The 15,791-nt window shown below is 71.5% G+C and carries 15 protein-coding genes; 5 read left to right on the forward strand and 10 right to left on the reverse strand.

Going from position 1 to position 15,791, the window contains the following annotated elements:
• Window positions 1-38: 38 nt before the first annotated feature.
• From cimA to WME83_RS22535, 3 genes are all read left to right on the forward strand, one after another.
• Complete coding sequence (cimA, locus tag WME83_RS22525; protein WP_437321348.1) at window positions 39-1,685, forward strand: citramalate synthase; 1,647 nt, start codon at window positions 39-41, stop codon at window positions 1,683-1,685.
• A complete protein-coding gene (gene leuB / locus WME83_RS22530) occupies window positions 1,682-2,746 on the forward strand; it encodes a 3-isopropylmalate dehydrogenase (RefSeq protein WP_437321349.1) in 1,065 nt (354 codons plus the stop codon). Before cimA ends, leuB begins: the two co-directional genes overlap by 4 nt.
• 180 nt (window positions 2,747-2,926) lie before the next feature.
• Window positions 2,927-3,214: an antibiotic biosynthesis monooxygenase family protein gene (locus tag WME83_RS22535; protein WP_437321350.1), complete on the forward strand. Its 288-nt coding sequence runs from the start codon at window positions 2,927-2,929 to the stop codon at window positions 3,212-3,214.
• Window positions 3,215-3,275: 61 nt separating this feature from the next.
• Here the strand turns inward: WME83_RS22535 and WME83_RS22540 are convergent, their stop codons facing one another.
• The gene (locus WME83_RS22540) at window positions 3,276-4,406 is read right to left on the reverse strand and encodes a PAS domain S-box protein (RefSeq protein ID WP_437321351.1); all 1,131 of its coding nucleotides are present in this window, start codon (window positions 4,404-4,406) and stop codon (window positions 3,276-3,278) included.
• Window positions 4,403-4,786 carry a DUF7793 family protein gene (locus WME83_RS22545; RefSeq protein ID WP_437321352.1) on the reverse strand — a complete coding sequence of 128 codons (384 nt, stop codon included), beginning with the start codon at window positions 4,784-4,786 and terminating at the stop codon, window positions 4,403-4,405. Before WME83_RS22545 ends, WME83_RS22540 begins: the two co-directional genes overlap by 4 nt.
• A gap of 625 nt (window positions 4,787-5,411) precedes the next feature.
• Here WME83_RS22545 and WME83_RS22550 point away from each other — a divergent pair.
• A complete protein-coding gene (locus WME83_RS22550; RefSeq protein ID WP_437321353.1) occupies window positions 5,412-5,918 on the forward strand; it encodes a hypothetical protein in 507 nt (168 codons plus the stop codon).
• A gap of 247 nt (window positions 5,919-6,165) precedes the next feature.
• Here WME83_RS22550 and WME83_RS22555 read toward each other — a convergent pair whose 3' ends face one another.
• Together WME83_RS22555 and WME83_RS22560 are read right to left on the reverse strand one after the other, a co-directional pair.
• Window positions 6,166-7,542: an MFS transporter gene (locus WME83_RS22555; protein WP_437321354.1), complete on the reverse strand. Its 1,377-nt coding sequence runs from the start codon at window positions 7,540-7,542 to the stop codon at window positions 6,166-6,168.
• A 225-nt stretch (window positions 7,543-7,767) separates the two neighbouring features.
• The gene (locus tag WME83_RS22560) at window positions 7,768-9,366 is read right to left on the reverse strand and encodes a serine/threonine-protein kinase (RefSeq protein WP_437321355.1); all 1,599 of its coding nucleotides are present in this window, start codon (window positions 9,364-9,366) and stop codon (window positions 7,768-7,770) included.
• Between the two features lie 390 nt (window positions 9,367-9,756).
• On the opposite strand from WME83_RS22560, the gene dusB reads away from it, so the two are divergent.
• Window positions 9,757-10,743, forward strand: a complete 987-nt coding sequence (gene dusB, locus WME83_RS22565) for a tRNA dihydrouridine synthase DusB (protein WP_437321356.1) — start codon at window positions 9,757-9,759, stop codon at window positions 10,741-10,743.
• Between the two features lie 115 nt (window positions 10,744-10,858).
• Here the strand turns inward: dusB and WME83_RS22570 are convergent, their stop codons facing one another.
• From WME83_RS22570 to WME83_RS22595, 6 genes are all read right to left on the reverse strand, one after another.
• Window positions 10,859-12,364: an HAD-IG family 5'-nucleotidase gene (locus WME83_RS22570; protein WP_437321357.1), complete on the reverse strand. Its 1,506-nt coding sequence runs from the start codon at window positions 12,362-12,364 to the stop codon at window positions 10,859-10,861.
• 171 nt (window positions 12,365-12,535) lie between these two features.
• Window positions 12,536-13,099 (reverse strand): STAS domain-containing protein, encoded by a 564-nt coding sequence (locus WME83_RS22575; protein ID WP_437321358.1) that lies wholly within the window; start codon window positions 13,097-13,099, stop codon window positions 12,536-12,538.
• Window positions 13,100-13,106: 7 nt separating this feature from the next.
• Complete coding sequence (locus tag WME83_RS22580; protein WP_437321359.1) at window positions 13,107-13,673, reverse strand: SpoIIE family protein phosphatase; 567 nt, start codon at window positions 13,671-13,673, stop codon at window positions 13,107-13,109.
• Window positions 13,670-14,299 carry an ATP-binding protein gene (locus tag WME83_RS22585; RefSeq protein WP_437321360.1) on the reverse strand — a complete coding sequence of 210 codons (630 nt, stop codon included), beginning with the start codon at window positions 14,297-14,299 and terminating at the stop codon, window positions 13,670-13,672. Before WME83_RS22585 ends, WME83_RS22580 begins: the two co-directional genes overlap by 4 nt.
• 225 nt (window positions 14,300-14,524) lie before the next feature.
• A complete protein-coding gene (locus WME83_RS22590; protein WP_437321361.1) occupies window positions 14,525-15,175 on the reverse strand; it encodes a hypothetical protein in 651 nt (216 codons plus the stop codon).
• 305 nt (window positions 15,176-15,480) lie between these two features.
• Window positions 15,481-15,753, reverse strand: a complete 273-nt coding sequence (locus WME83_RS22595; protein WP_437321362.1) for a hypothetical protein — start codon at window positions 15,751-15,753, stop codon at window positions 15,481-15,483.
• Between the last annotated feature and the right edge of the window lie 38 nt (window positions 15,754-15,791).

Genomic DNA, 15,791 nt, shown 5'->3' on the forward strand with positions numbered 1-15,791 from the left:
CGGCGGCCTGCCCGCGCCGCACAAGGAAGTCGAAGCTTATGAATCCGCCTCTCAACGGCGCGGAGCAGGGCGCCCGCCCCGCGGACCGCGTCGAAATCTACGACACGACGCTACGGGACGGCACCCAGCGCGAGGGCATCTCGCTCGCGTGCGAGGACAAGCTGCAGATCGCGCGCCACCTCGACGCGTTCGGCCTGACCTTCATCGAGGGCGGCTGGCCCGGCTCGAACCCGAAGGACGCGCAGTTCTTCGAGCGGGCGAAGGACATCGAGTGGAAGCACGCGAAGATCGCCGCGTTCGGCTCGACGCGCCGCGCCTCGCTCGCCCCCGAGGACGACCCCGGCCTGCGCGCGCTGCTCGCCGCCGGCACGAGCGTCTGCACGATCTTCGGCAAGAGCTCGACGCAGCACGTGACCGCGGTGCTGCGCACGACGCTCGACGAGAACCTCCGGATGATCGAGGAGACCGTCGCCTACCTGCGCGCGCACGGCCGCCGCGTGGTCTACGACGCCGAGCACTTCTTCGACGGGTTCGCGCTCGACCGGTCGTACGCGATCGAGACGCTGCGCGCCGCGGCGCGCGGCGGGGCCGAGGTGCTCACGCTCTGCGACACGAACGGCGGCTCGATGCCGTGGCAGATCGAGGCGATCGTCGCCGAGATGAAGGCGCTGCTCGGCCACCCGCTCGGCGTCCACGCGCACAACGACGGCGAGCTCGCGGTCGCCAACTCGCTCGCCGCCGTGCGCGCGGGCGCCCGCCACGTGCAGGGCACGATCAACGGCTACGGCGAGCGCTGCGGGAACGCGAACCTGTGTGCGATCATCCCGAACCTCGAGCTGAAGCTCGGCCTCCGGGCGCTGCCCGAGGGGGCGCTCCGCGGGCTCACCGAGCTCTCGCACTACGTCGCCGAGCTGGCGAACCTCGCCCCCGACGATCACATGGCCTACGTCGGGCGGAGCGCCTTCGCGCACAAGGGCGGCGTGCACGTCGCGGCGATGCGGCGCGAGCCGGCGTCCTACCAGCACATCGACCCCGCGCTCGTCGGCAACGCGATGCGCACCGTGGTGAGCGAGCTGTCGGGCCGCGGCAACCTCCTCAGCAAGGCCGAGGAGTTCGGGCTCGAGGTGAAGGCGGGCGCCGAGGTGGAGGTGCTCGAGCAGATTAAGGAGCGCGAGGCGCGCGGCTCGTCGTTCGAGGCGGCCGAGGCGTCGGTCGCGCTCTTGCTGCGCCGGAGCTCGCCGGGCTACAAGCCGCCCTTCCGGCTGCTCGATTTCAAGGTGATCGCGGGCCAGCGCGAGGGCGTCGGCACCTTCGCCGAGGCGATGATCAAGATCGCGGTCGGCGACGAGGTGGTGATCACGGCGGCCGAGGGGTCCGGCCCCGTCAACGCGCTCGACGGCGCGCTCCGCAAGGCGCTCGCGCCCGTGTTCCCGGCCGTGCGCGACATCCAGCTCGTCGACTACAAGGTCCGCATCCTCGACGGGCGCGACGGCACCTCGGCGACGACGCGCGTGCTCATCGACAGCCGCGACGCGCACCGCCAGTGGAGCACCGTCGGCGCCTCGACGAACATCATCGACGCTTCCTGGCATGCGCTCGCGGACGGGATCGAGTATGGGCTCACGCTCGCAGCGCGAGAGCCAGCGCAGTACACATCCACGTTGCCTGCCAGCGAGGTCGCATGAAGGCCAATATCGTTCTTTTGCCCGGTGACGGCATCGGCGGCGAGGTCGTCGCCGAAGCCCGCGTCACCCTCGATGCCGTCGCCGCCCAGTTCGGCCACAGCTTCACGTACTCCGAGCACCTCATCGGCGGGTGCGCCATCGACGCGACCGGCACCGCGCTGACGCCGGAGACGCTCGACGCGTGCCGCGCGGCCGACGCCGTCCTCCTCGGCGCGGTCGGCGGCCCGAAGTGGGACAACCCGAGCGCGAACGTCCGGCCCGAGCAGGGGCTGCTCGCGCTGCGCCAGGGCCTCGGCCTGTACGCGAACCTGCGGCCGATCCGCCTGTTCCCGGAGCTCGTGCAGGCCTCCCCGCTCAAGCCGGAGCGGCTCGCGGACGTCGACATCCTGGTCGTCCGGGAGCTCACGGGCGGGCTCTACTTCGGCAAGCCTCGCCTCCGCGAGGAGGTGAACGGGCGCAGGCGCGCGGTCGACACGCTCGAGTACACGGACGAGGAGATCCAGCGCGTCGTCGAGCTCGCGTTCCGCCTGGCCGCGCCGCGCCGGCGGCTCGTCACGTCGGTCGACAAGGCGAACGTCCTCGAGTCGTCGCGGCTCTGGCGGACGGTGGCAACCGAGGTCGCCGCGCGCCACCCGGAGATCCGCATCGAGCATCAGCTCGTCGACTCGTGCGCGATGCGGCTGATCACGGCGGCGGCCGCGTTCGACGTCATCGTCACGGAGAACATGTTCGGCGACATCCTGACCGACGAGGCGGCCGTGCTCGCCGGCTCGCTGGGGCTCTGCCCGAGCGCGTCGCTGGGCGAAGGCACGCGCGGGGTCTACGAGCCGATCCACGGCTCGGCGCCCGACATCGCCGGCAAGGGGATCGCCAACCCGATCGGGACGATCCTGAGCGCCGCGATGCTGCTCCGGCACTCGCTGCGCCTCGACAAGGAGGCGGCGGCGGTGGAGCGCGCCGTGGCGCAGGCGATCGCCGCCGGCGCCAGGACGGCGGACCTCGGCGGCAAGCTGTCGACCCAGGCGATGGGCGAGGCGGTGCGGGCGAAGCTCGCGGCCTGATCGCCCGCGCGGGGCGCGATCCCCCGCGCCGCTGGAGCGACAAGCGGGTTGAACCCGCTCGAAAGCGCAGAAATTCGAGCCGCCAAGGACGCCACCGACGCCAAGATCTTCTTCTCTTCTTGGCGTTCTTGGCGTTCATTTCTCGGTCGCTCGACGTGATTGGTGTTCTAGAACGGCACCATGTTCATCGTCGTCAACACCATCACCGCCTCCGGTCCGGCGCTCCAGGCCATGGTGGAGAGCTTCCGGCGAGCAGCGCCGGAGATGCGCCAGTTCTCCGGCTTCCTCGGCCTCGAGATCTGGCTGGGCGACGGCGGCCTCCGGGCGGTCTCGCGGTGGGAGAGCCGGGAGGCGTTTCAGCAGTACCCGAGGTCCGAGGTGTTCCGGCGCCATCACCGCGGCATGGGCGGCGAGCAGGCGCTCCGGGCCGCGCACATCACGTTCTACGAAGGCGAGATCATGGCGTGAGCCGCCGCTGAGCCGCCCGGCGGTCAGCCCGCTGCCCGGCGGTCCCTGAGCCGCCCCGCGGTCAGCGCGCCGCGCGCCGGCCCGCGGCGGCCTGGCCTGCGCCCTCGGCGTAGGCGATCCCGTCCTTGAGCGTGCCGCACGTGACGACGCCGCCGAGCTCGATGTCGAGCGCCGTCATGGTCCTCGCCACCTCCGCCCGTATCCCGGTGAGCACGACCTGCGCGCCGATCAGGCGGGTCGCGCGCACGGCGCGCAGCAGCGCGCTGGCGACCTGCTGGTCGACCCCCGAGACGCCGGTGACGTCCAGGATCGCCACGCGGGCGCCGTGGGCCGTGATGCCCCGGAGGAGCGTCTCCGTGACCTGCGTCGCCCGGTCCTCGTCCAGCGCGCCGACGAGCGGCAGCACGACGGTCCCGTCGCTGATGGGGATGAGCGGCGTCGACAGCTGCATGAGCATCTGGGCCTGTCGCCGGACGGCGGCCTCCAGCCGCTCCCTCTCCTCCTCGGCGCGCTTCCGCTCGGTGATGTCGCGGGCGACGAGGACGAGCCCCAAGAGCTCGTCCTGGGGCCCGCGCAGCGTGCTGGCCGAGAGGGCGACGGGGACCCCCGCGCCCCCCCGGGTCACGAGCGCCGACTCCTCGTTCACGATCCGGCTCGCCTGCCGCAGGCGCTCGATCACCGAGGCCGCCGCGCCCTCCCCGAGCACCCGCTCGGCCGGCAACTCCAGGATCTCGTCCCTCGAGTAGCCGAGGAGCTCCAGGGCCGCGCGGTTCGCGCTCTTGATCGACCCGTCCACCTCGAGCACGAGGAGCGCGTCGGGCATCGCGGAGAGGACGTTGTTGACGAACGCGGTCGAGGACTGGAGCTCCTCGATCATCATGTTCATGCCGGCGGCGAGCCCGTCGAGCTCGTCGACATCGCTGCTGATCTCGGCCTTCCTGGAGAAGTCGAGGGAGGCGACCGCGAGCGCGACGTCGGTCAGCTCGGAGAGCCGCGCCGACGCCTTCGCCTTGAGGGCGCGCAGCGCCTCGAGCTCCTCCGCCAGCGCGTTGAGCCGCGCGAGCGCCGGATCGAGCGGGCCGCCGCGCAGCGCCGCCGCGCGGGCCGCCGAGTTGCCCGCGGCGAGCTCCTGGATCACGCGCTCGATCTCGCCGCGGTCGGGGTGCCCCTCCGCCTGCGGTCCGTCGTTCAACGGAGGAACCCCCGCAGCCAGCCGATGGCCTCGTCCTCGGACGTGAACAGCTTCCGGGGCACGGGGGCCTGGGACAGCCCGAGGAAGAAGTTCCCGATGGCCTTGCTCACGGGCGAGTCCACGAGCAACGCGAGGGCGCAGTGCCCCTTCGCCGCCTCCGCTCCTGCGAAGTACTCCCGCGCTGCCCTGTCCACCGTCTTTTGCGCGCGGATATCGACCAGAACGGGGCGCGGCGTGCCATCGGCGAGCTCGATGGTGGCCCTGACGACCTCCTGTGCGAAGCCCAGGCTCATGTGCACAGGAAACGCAGTCGCGCGGATGATTCCATCGTCCTCGAGCCGGAGTATCTGGGCGGACGTCACGATCTCGCGAGCCTTCATGCCGCATCCTCTACCGCGCCGCGCCAGCCGCACAGCGCTCGCCCAGGGGGCCGGAGCCTCGGGTGCTCCGCGTCACCTCGGTTGATCGAGCGGCTTGTATTCCAGGGCACGACCACGGCAGTCTTGTGACTATAAGGCAACTCTCGCCGGCTTGTCCATAGCGCCGCAGTCCGACGCGTATTTACGTCTGCGCACGCCTGCGTCTGCGCACGCCTGCGCGCCCGCGCGCTGTGTCTTGCGCCCGTGTGCGCGCTCGCCAGCCGCAGCGCCGCAGCGCTTCGCCCGCGTTCGGCCTCAACCTCCCCGCGCGCCCTCTGTCTGCACGGCGCGCCGCGCGCCGCGCGCCGCGCGCAAGCTGGGAAAGCGCGTATCGCCGCCCGGAGGATCTCCCGGGAACCGGCGAGGGACGCGCGGCGGGCCCTCCCCGCGCGCAGCAGCGCCGAACGCGAACACCGAAAGCGTCCATGGTGTCTCAGGTGTCCTTTCTGGGGTAATCGACATCACTCCCCTGACACCACACATGATCTCGCGACGGGGAAGCTCAGGTCCCCGCGTGTCGACGCTCGTCGTCGCGACGGGCGTTGGCGCCATCCACATGAATCGATGTGCACAGGAGAATGGGAACATGAGCCATTTGACGAAGTTCGCATCGCTCGTCGCGCTCTCGACGGCGCTCTCCGCGGCCGGCGTGGCCGTGGCGGCCGAGCCGACGACGGAAGACACGATGGTCCAGCTCGACGAGGCGAATGAGGCGGTCCAGGGCGACGAGATGGACTCCGCAGATCAGGAGTCGAGCGCGGCGCCGGCGATGGGCGTGAGCCCGGAGGACGCGAGCGCAGCAGACCCCGGCCCGGCGGGCCCCGGCTCGACGACCTCCAGTGAGGAGAACGCCGGCGCGACCCCCGACACGGCATCGCGCTTCTGGTGGGGCGGCGGCTGGGGCGGCTTCCGGCCCTGGGGCGGCTGGTGGGGCGGCTTCCGGCCCTGGGGCGGCTGGTGGGGCGGCTTCCGGCCCTGGGGCGGCTGGTGGGGCGGCTTCCGGCCCTGGGGCGGCTGGTGGGGCGGCTTCCGGCCCTGGGGCGGCGGCTGGTGGGGCGGCGGCGGCTGCGGCGGCGGCTTCTGCGGTTGGTAGCGAGCGCTGGCGACCGCACGGCTCGGTGACGCCGACGCGCGGCCCTCGATGAGCGGCGGCAGCGCCGTGGCCCGGTCCTCGCCATGGCGCTTCACGCCTTCGGGGACGCCACGGTCGGCTCCAGGACGGTCAACGGCTCGGGTTCCCGTAACGCCGAGGCCCCTCGCGCAGCCCCGCGGGGGAGCCTCGGCGCCAGGAGGCGTCCGGGGACCGCCGGCGCGCTGGGCGGCGCGCCGGCCCGCGCGGCTCAGGCGTCGGCCTCGGCGAGGCTCGGGATGCGGTTCACGAGGAAGCGGGTCCTCATGTAGCACCACCACGTGAGCCCCATGCAGGTGAGATAGAACACGAAGAAATACATGACCGCCGTCGTGGCCCCGCCCGTCGCCTTGATCGAGGCGCCGAAGCTCCGCGGGATGAAGAAGCCGCCGAGCGCCCCGACCGCCGAGGTGAACCCGAGGACGGCGGCGCTCTGGCGGCGCGCCATGATCAGCGCCTCTTCGCGCGCCGCCTCGCCCCTGCCCTGCGCCGCGCGCAGGAAGTCGCGCCGGAAGAGGACGGGGACCATCCGGAAGGTCGAGCCGTTGCCGATGCCGGTCGAGACGAACATGATCATGAACATCGTCACGACCCCGGCGTAGCTCTTCTCGTTGAGGAAGTGGATGATCCCGAGCGACGCGAGGCCCATCACCACGAAGTTGCTGAACGTGATGCGCGCCCCGCCGATCTTGTCCGCGAGGTAGCCGCCCAGCGGGCGGGCCACCGAGCCGATGAGCGCGCCGAGGAACGTGAGCTCGAGCGTCACGGCGGGGAACTGCATCTTGAGCAGCAGCGGCAGGGCCGCCGAGTAGCCGATGAACGAGCCGAACGTCCCGACGTACAGCCAGGCGATGATCCAGGTGTGCTTGTTCCTGGCGGCGGCCGCCTGATCTTTCCAGTTCGACTTCGCCGACGCCAGGTTGTTCATGAAGAAGTAAGCGCCGCCCGCCGAGAGGAGGATGAACGGGATCCACATCAGCCCCGCGTTTTGCAGGTAAATCCCAGACTCGGTGTGATACCCGCCGATCGCCGTCGCGATCGCGCCGGGCCCGATGAGGAGCGGCACGAGCAGCTGCACGTTGCTGACGCCGATGTTGCCGCCGGCGGCGTTGAGCCCGAGCGCCAGCCCCTTCTTCTTGTCCGGATAGAAGAACGAGATGTTCGCCATGCTGGAGGCGAAGTTGCCCCCGCCGAGCCCCGCGGTCGCCGCCGCGAGCGCCATGAGCCAGAACGGCGTGTCCGGCCTGGTCACGAGCACCGAGAGCGAGATCGTGGGGATCAGCAAGAGGAGCGCGCTGACGATGGTCCAGTTGCGCCCGCCGAACTTCGGGACGGCGAACGTGTACGGGAACCGGATCAGCGCGCCGACGAGGCCCGGGATCGCGACCAGCAGGAAGAGCTGGTCCGTGGTGTAGTTGAAGCCGACCTTGGGGAGCCGGGTGGCCGTCACGCTCCAGAGCAGCCAGACGGAAAAGCCGATGTTCTCGGCGATGATCGACCAGATGAGGTTCCGACGAGCGATCCGCTTCCCTGTCTTCTCCCAAAATGCCTCATCGTCGGGATTCCACTCGGTAATCAACGTCGACATCTGTCCTCCTCACCGAGATCGGGGCGCGGCGGCCATCCACCATGGCGCACGAGGCGGCCGCGCTCCGATCAATTCCTGCTCTGCATCGGCCACTCCGTCATACGAGCTGCGATTCAAAATCGCAGTTTCTCGTGTGTTTCCGAACCGTTTCGACGCACTTTTCCCGTGCGTCGCCGGTCTCGTGGACGGCCGCCTTCGCGGCGAAGAGCGCGCGGCGTCTCGGTGTTATCGCGCTGAGGCGGTTTGCGTGGAGCCGCCCCGCGCCGGGGCGAGGCGCTCGGGCGGCGCCTCGAGCTGGCCGAGCTTCTCCGCTCGATCGGCCACCCAGAAGCGCTCCGCGTCCGCCGCGCTCCAGGCGGACTCGTCCAGCAGCGGGAGGAGCGCGTCGTACAGCGCGCGCGCGCTCTGGAAGCGGTGGCGCGGGTCCTTGGCGAGGCAGCGCAGGACGAGGCGATCGACCGCGCGCGGGACGACCGGGCCGCGGCGCACCGACGGCGCGAGCGGGGCCTTCGTCATGTGCGCGACGAACAGCTGCCCCGACGACGAGCCCTCGAACGGCAGCTCCCCGGTGAGCAGGAAATAGAGCGTGCCGCCGAGCGCGTAGACGTCGCTGCGCGCGTCGGCGCGGTCGCCGCGGCACACCTCGGGCGCCATGTAGGCGGGCGTCCCGCAGAGCATCCCGCTGTTCGTCAGCTCGGCGTCCCGGCCGCCCTCGACCATCCGCGCGACGCCGAAGTCGAGCAGCTTGAGGAAGTCGTGATCGTCGCCGACGCGGGTGACGAAGAGGTTCTGCGGCTTGATGTCCCGGTGGATGATCCCGGCCTCGTGCGCCTCGATGAGCGAGCGGCAGGCCTGCAGGGCGAAGCGCACGGCGCGCGCCACGGGCATGGGGCCGTAGCTGCGCACGATGGCGGCGAGATCGGCCCCGCGCAGGTGCTCCATCGCGATGTAGTAGATGCCGTCGTCGCTCGCGCCGAAGTCGAAGATCCGGATCGTGTGCGGATCGCTGAGCTTGCTGGCCGCGTGCGCCTCCTGCTCGAAGCGCTTCAGCACCGCCGGGTCCGGCGCGTCGCGGGTCCGCAGGAGCTTGAGGGCGACGCCGCGCTGGAGCGTCTCGTCCCAGGCGAGCCAGACCTCGCTCATCCCCCCTTTGCCGATCGGCGCCTCGAGCCGATACCTGCCCAGCTTGCGCGCCTGATAGACCTGCTGCTGCGCGGCCCAGACCACGTGGCTCGACAGGGCCCCGATCACCCCCGAGGAGGGGACGAAGATGTAATGGCTCGCGGCCGTGAGCAGCGTCGTCGGGTCGAGCCACGCCGAGAGGACGTCCGGGGAGAAGATCGCCGCGACGCCCATGACGGCCGGGAAGGCGAGGAACATCGGCGCGGAGGCGAGCAGCGCCTTGCCGAACGGCGCCGGCACGAGCGCGGTGCGCAGCAGCACGACGATGGAGAGGCCGTGCATGTACGCGCTCGTCAGGCCGCCGAAATCGAGCGCCATGAGCGAGATGAAGATCGCGGCGATGAGGAACGCCGCGTCGTACCCGAGCAGCACGACGCGCCCCGAGACCGTCGGGCGGCCCGAGAGCCGGTACACGGCGAAGGCGATCGCCTGCTCGATCATGCGCATCACGATGAAGCGCCACATCGGCGCCGCGGGGTACAGCACGGTCGCCATGAACACGTCGACGAGCGTGAACGCGGGCCATATCCACAGCGCGACCCGGAATGCGCGGCGGACGGCGCGGCGGACGCTCTCGGTGTCGTGGGCGGTCAGCGTGCCGCGCCGCGCGCCGATCGCGCGGGTCTCGCGCTCCCTGAGCATGCGCGACGACGCCGAGCGCTCAGCGCGGAGAGCGTCTCTGAGCAGCGCGCGCTTCATGGCAATCTCGAGGGTCGCCAGAGCCGCGCCGCACGTCAAGCGAGCGTTGCGGCCATCGGCGCGGCTGGTTTCCTCGGTCACGATGGCGGTCTGCGCCGCGCGCCGTCTCCCACCCAGGATGTCATACCAACAAGGCCGCTCGCCGCCGGACCTGCCGTGTTCGTGCGCTGCCGGCACACACGTCCCGAGATCCGAGGTGGCGAATGCCGGCCGCGCCCCCGCGCCCCCGCGCCTCCGCGGCGCCACCCCGGCGGGCGGCGCCCGGGGGGCCGCCCGCCCGAGGGCGCGTCGCCCTGGTCAACCGGCCGGATCCGTGCTTGAAAGCTCGCCACCGTGCCGCTCTCGCCCGAAAGCTTTCGCCGGCTGTTCCAAGGCCGCCCCGTCGTCCTCGCGCCCATGGAGGACGTGACGGACGCCGTCTTCCGCCGCATCTGCCGCGAGCTCGGCGCCGAGCTGTGCGTGACGGAGTTCGTCAACGTCGAGGGGCTCCTGCGCGGGTGCAAGACCGCGCGGCGCAAGCTCGCCCTGTCCGCCGCCGATCAGCCGACGGCGATCCAGATCTACGGCGCCAACCCGGAGCGCCTCGCCGAGGCCGCGCGGGTCGCCGAGCAGGCGGGGCCGGCGTTCCTCGACATCAACTGCGGCTGCTGGGTGCCGAAGATCGCCGGCCGCGGCGCGGGCGCGGGCTGGCTGCGCGATCCGGAGGCGATGGTGGCGATGGCCCGGCTCGTGGTGCGCACGGTCTCGCTCCCGGTCACCGTGAAGACGCGCATCGGCTGGGGGCCCGAGTCCCACATGCCGATCATCGACCTGGCGCGCCGCCTCGAGGACGCCGGCGTCGCCGCGCTCACGATCCACTGCCGCACGGCCCAGATGGGGCACAGCGGCGCGGCCGACTGGAGCTGGGCCGCCCGCGCGCGCGAGGTCGTGTCCATCCCCGTCGTGGTGAACGGCGACGTCAAGACCGCCGACGACGCCGCCCGCGCCCTGCGGGAGACGGGGTGCGCCGGCGTGATGGTCGGCCGCGCCGCGATCGACCACCCCTGGGTCTTCCGCGAGGCCCGGGCGCTGCTCGACCACGGCGCGCGGCTCCCGCCGCCGACGGCCGAGGAGCGCCTCGCCCTGTGCCGCGCGCACCTCATCGCGAACACCGAGGCGCGCGGCGAGCCGCACGGCGTGCGCGTGACGCGGCGCCACCTGACCGGCTACCTCCGCGGCCTCCCCGGCGCGTCCGCCCTGCGGCGCGAGCTGCTCTTCTGCGACAGCCTGGCGGGGTGCCTCGACATCCTCGACAGCGCCGCGCAGCGGCTCGCGGCCTGAGCCGCGCCTGGGCCCGGCCGCCCCCGCGAGCCGCCGCGCAGCGGGCTCGCGGCCCGAGCCCGCCTGGGCCCGGCCGGCCGCGCGCCGCAGGGTGTCCGAGCCGCGCCGGGGCCGCCTACATCCCCACGGGCGTCGCGTCGTCGACCGGGGCGGGCTCGCCGTTCTGCCGGTCGGCGCCCGGCGGCGCGCCCATGGGGTCGTGCGGCAGGCTCCCGCGGTGCGAGCGGAGCAGCACGTGGGGCGTCGCCAGGAGAAAGTTGGAGACGCGCGACGTGTAGATGTCGGCCGAGCGCTCGATTTGCCGGGCCAGGTGGCTCTTGTCGTTCCCCGTGCGGAGGAGCGGCCCCCACCGCGGGTTCATCGTCTCGGCCGACGCCTTCGCGAGCGGGGCGATCCGCGCGTCGAGCGCCGCGAGGCTGACCTTGAGCTCGTTCATCTTCGCCTGGACCTCGGCCTCCGTCGCCCCGACGACCGGCCCGTAGCCGGCGCGCATGCGCTGGAGCTCGAGGCGCAGCCTCGCGTAGATGCGCTCCGCGCCCTCCTTCTCCCGCATCCAGAGATCGAGCCGCGCCTCGGCCCCCCGCGCCTCCTCGATCGCGACGATCTCCTCCTCGAGCTCCCGGATGATGAGCGCGGTGCGCCACCGGAGGACGCTCTTCGACACGTGCACGTCTCCATAGATGTGATCGCCGATATAGAGGATCTCGTCGCCGGACAGCCTGAGGTGGTGCTCGACGAGGCCCGCGTTGCCGCCGAGGTAGTGCCCGCCCTCGCGCAGCCGGCCGGCCGGGCGCAGGAGGCCGTCCTCGGTGACCACCTCGAACAGCGGGCTGCGGCTCGAGAAGAACTCCGGCTTCCGCGCGGACACGATGACCACGTCGAACAGATCGCGCCACGTCATGCCGTCCGGCAGGAAGCGATCGAAGGCGTAGCTCATCATCGCGCGCGTGTAGACCCACTCGGAGTTCGTGATCAGGACGAGCTTCTTGCCCGCCTCCTTCTGGTCGAGCAGCGTGAGCGGGGTCTCCGGATCGAGCAGCACGAACCGGTCCGGATCCGCGATGATCTCGGCCTTGAGCTGCCCCTCCATGTGCGTCGCGTCGAGGCGATCCTTCACGCGGCGGTAGAGGTCGCTGTAGCCGAGCACCTCGGGCAGCCGGCGCTGATCGAGCAGATCGACGAGCTTCGCGTACATGCACCCTTCCGAGAGCGAGAAGAGCGTGTTCAAAAAGACGTAGCGCCCGTCCGCGAGGTCGACGATGGTCCGCGCGTACGTCGCGCGCTGGGTCTCGAAGTCGATCGGCTTCGTGCCGTGGTACGCGCGCTTCACGTACCCGAACCGATTCACCTTGAGGAGGTTGCCGAGCTCGGTGTCCAGGATGAGCCCACGGATCACGAGGTCCGGCTCGAACGTCAGGTCTCCGACCGGCCAGCCCTCGCTCTCCAAGAGGTGTCGGAGGTGCTCATAGGCCCGACGCTCCCACGCCTCCACGCGGTAGTGGATCAGCGTGTAATCCATGTCGTACCCGATCGCCTTGATCGAACGGAGGTTCAGCGTCCGGTTGCAGAAGATCCCCCGCTGCTTGGGCGGCGGAGCGGTGAGGCAATCCAGCTTGTCCATGGTGAGATCGCCCGGAGAGCGGTCGTGAGGCATACCAGGGACCCGCGGCGTTGCCCACCGGGACCATCGCCGTCACCCGGCCGTCAGCAGGGCGCGTCCGGTGCGTCGATCACGTGGACGGCGTGGATGGCGCGATGTCGTTCCGGCCGTCTCGGCCACCTCCGCGCGGGCTCAGCGGCGCCTGAGCCGGCTCTTGCCGCCGCCTTGCCGCCGGTCGGCGCTCGCGGCGGGCCGCGGCGAGCGCGCGGCCTGGGGCGCGCGCCTCGAGTCGCCGCGATCGTCCGCCTCCCATCCGTCGTCGTCGTCCTCGTCGTCCTCGTCGTCGAAGAGATCGTCGTCGTCGTCCTCGTCGTCCTCGTCGCGCGCCTCGGCGCGGCGCACCTCGAGCCCGAGCATGGTGAGCGCCTGCTCGAGCGTCAGCGCCGTCTTCACCGCCTCGAGCTCGACCCCCATCGCCTGCAGCGTCATCGCGATCTCGGGGCTCAGCCCGGACAGGATCGTGGGCGTGCCCATGAGCCGCGCGGCCGACGCCAGGTTCGACAGCACGGCGCACAGGTGGCTATCCATGATCCATACGGCCGTGAGATCGATGACCAGCCCCTTCGCGCCGCTCTCGTGGATGGCCCGCAGCACCTCGGTGTTCAGCTGCTCCGCGAGGTCGTCGGTCACGTCCCCCTGGATGGGCACCAGGATCCGGTCCCACAGGTTGATGATCGGAAGGCGCTTGAGCTCCATGGTCATCCTAAGGTTCGATGTCGGCGATCAAGACCGTTGAGTCGTCGTGCGAGCGCCGGTGTCGGCTCATGAGGACGCGGCAGGCCTCCGCGGCCTTCATCCCACGAAACAGCGAGAGGTCGAAGCGGGGCGAGATCCCGTCGGAGAAGACGACGAGCCGGTCGCCCGGCGCGAGCTGCGCGTCGAAGATCCGGGCCTTCCCGAGCGACGCGCCGAGGATGCCCGGGCTCTGGAGCCACTGCACGCGCGTGCCGTGGGACATCAGCTCGACGTTCCCGACGCCGCAGCCCTGGAGCCGCCCCTCCCGGAAGCGGCACACCATGCCGGCGGCGCCCCGGGTCCCGCGGAGCCGGACGTGGAGGCGGTCGATGAGGGCGCGGACGTCGTCGCCGCTCGGCGCGTCGGCGAGCGCCTTGAGCGCGACGTTCGCCGCGGCCGCCGCGTGCTCGCCGTGACCCAGCGCGTCGATGACCGCGAAGACGACCCCATCCTCGCCGGCCCGGACGTAGGCGGCGTCGCCGCTGACGCGCTCTCCATCCTTGGGAAGAACGGCGTACTCCACGGCCAGCTTCACAGGTGGACCTCGATCTCCACCCGCGTCCCCTTCGGCCCCGAGTCGATCTGGAAGCGATCGGCCAGCCGCTTGACCCCGATGAGGCCGCGGCCCATGCCGGTCTTGCTCTTGTAGCGGCCGGCGAGGATCTCCTGCAGGTTCTGGATGCCGGCGCCCTCGTCCACCGCGACGATGAGGAAGCGGACCGGGCTGTCGCGCTGCACGGCGATCTCGATCGTCCCGCCCGGAGTATAATGGACGATGTTCCGGGCGAGCTCGCTGACGATGGTCGCGACCTTGTGCGAGGTGAAGCTCTTCGCGCCGGCCGCGTCGCAAACTGCCTTCGCGTTCAGGCGCGCCTCGCTGATGTCCGCCTCCACGTTGATGGCCATGACCTTCGAGCGCCGCGAAGGTCGATCGCCGCCGATCGCCGAAATTTCCGACTTGAGCCGACCGAGCCGCGCCGGATCGACATAAAGGCGGGCGCGGCGCTCGATGCTCGGAATGATGTCCGGGAGGTCGTCGAGCGAGAACTTCTCGGGCTGGATCTCCGCCTCCCGCATGGCCCGGAGCAGGACTCCCTCTGCGTTCATCGCCGAGAGATAGCCGAGCAGGACGTTGAGAATCTGTTCGTGCGCGGGAGTCATCCGGGAAGAGCCTGGAAGGGCAGGTTACCGGGGCCCCGCGTCCGCGTCGAGTGCGCGGCGACGGCCTCGCCGGGTACGTCAGCCAACACACGAGAGCGCGGCCTCGAGCCGGCCCTCGCCGCAGGGCTCGCTCGCGCGTCGCCGGCGGCGCGTTTCGTGAGGCCACGGCGGCGCCGGCCCGCTCAGGCAACGCTCATGCCCGGATGACCGGGGCGCCGATGTCGCTCAGGCCGGGTAGTACGACGTCTGACCCTGGTTCAGCTCCTCGGTGATCTTGTTTTCCTCGAGAAGCTTCTTGATCGGCTCCTGGAGCTCGGCTGCAGGGGTGCCCATCGCCAGCGCAAGATCGTCGATGCCCTGGCCCGGCTCGATTTCCACATGGGCGAGCAGCGCCTCGGCGATCTCGTCCCCGGGGATCCCGGAAGGCGCGTTCTCCGGGCTCGCCGGGCGGGCTTGCTCGGCGTCTTTCGCGCCCGCCCCGACGGCGGGCGCCGCCGGGGCGGAGGCGGCGCTCGCGCCGCGCGCCTTGGCCGCCTTGGCCGGGGCGGCCGCCGAACGCGCGCCGCCCGCGGTGGCCCGCGGCGTGGGCGCCTTCTTGCGCGGCGCAGCGCGCTTCGGGGCGGGGGCGGGGGCCTTGCGCGACGGCGCGCTGCGGACCGGCGCGGCCGGGCGGCGCGGCGCCGGAGCGCGCTCGGCCTTGGGGGCCGGCTTCATGGGAGTCGCGACGGGCCCGGATATCCCTGCGGCCTTGATGTCGACTTCCAGGTACCGCGCTGCGTTCTGGAGAACGTCCTTACGGGCCAGCGCTCTCATGCCCTCCAGGAACGCGGCCACCAAAGCACGAATCTCATTCTCGATCTCGACATCGGATATCACGCAGCCGCCGTCTCACGAATCCCCCGGAATGTCAACGTCTTCCGCGCGGAGTGACGCGCAGAGACCGGAGAAACCCGGACGATCTCGCGCCGGCCGCCGCCCCCGTCCCGGCGCTCGATCGGTGGCTCGGGCGCCTGTCCAGTGTGAATTTGCCGCTCTACCAAATGAAATGCGGCAAGATCCGAAACTCATCGACAATCCATGTCGACCGTCCGCCCGCGGCGCCGGCGGGGGCCACGCCGGTGGGCAGAGGTCGACTCGCTGCTCGCGGCGACCCCGGCGCGGCGGGGCGCGGGGGCGGTCGATCAAGCCGCCTTGACCGCACGGAGCGACGGGCGGCGCAGGGGGCGGAGCGGCGCCGCCGCGAAGGCCGCGCCGAGCGCGAGCCCGCGGAACGTCAGCCGCATCCGCAGGGCATCGAGGTAGCCCTCCCGGTGGAGGGCGGTGATCACCCGGCGGACGTCCGTCCGGCGCACCGCGAGGGCCGTGGTCAATGTTTCGAGGGTCACCGCCTTGCCCTCGCTCTGGAGGGCGAGCAGCGTCCGGAGAAGATGCGGAACGAGGTCCTTGTCGGTCATGGCGCCGACCCTAGTTCAGTAGCTGAACGACCGTACAG

Source organism: Sorangium sp. So ce385 (assembly GCF_051474135.1).
Taxonomy (GTDB): domain Bacteria; phylum Myxococcota_A; class Polyangia; order Polyangiales; family Polyangiaceae; genus Sorangium; species Sorangium cellulosum_D.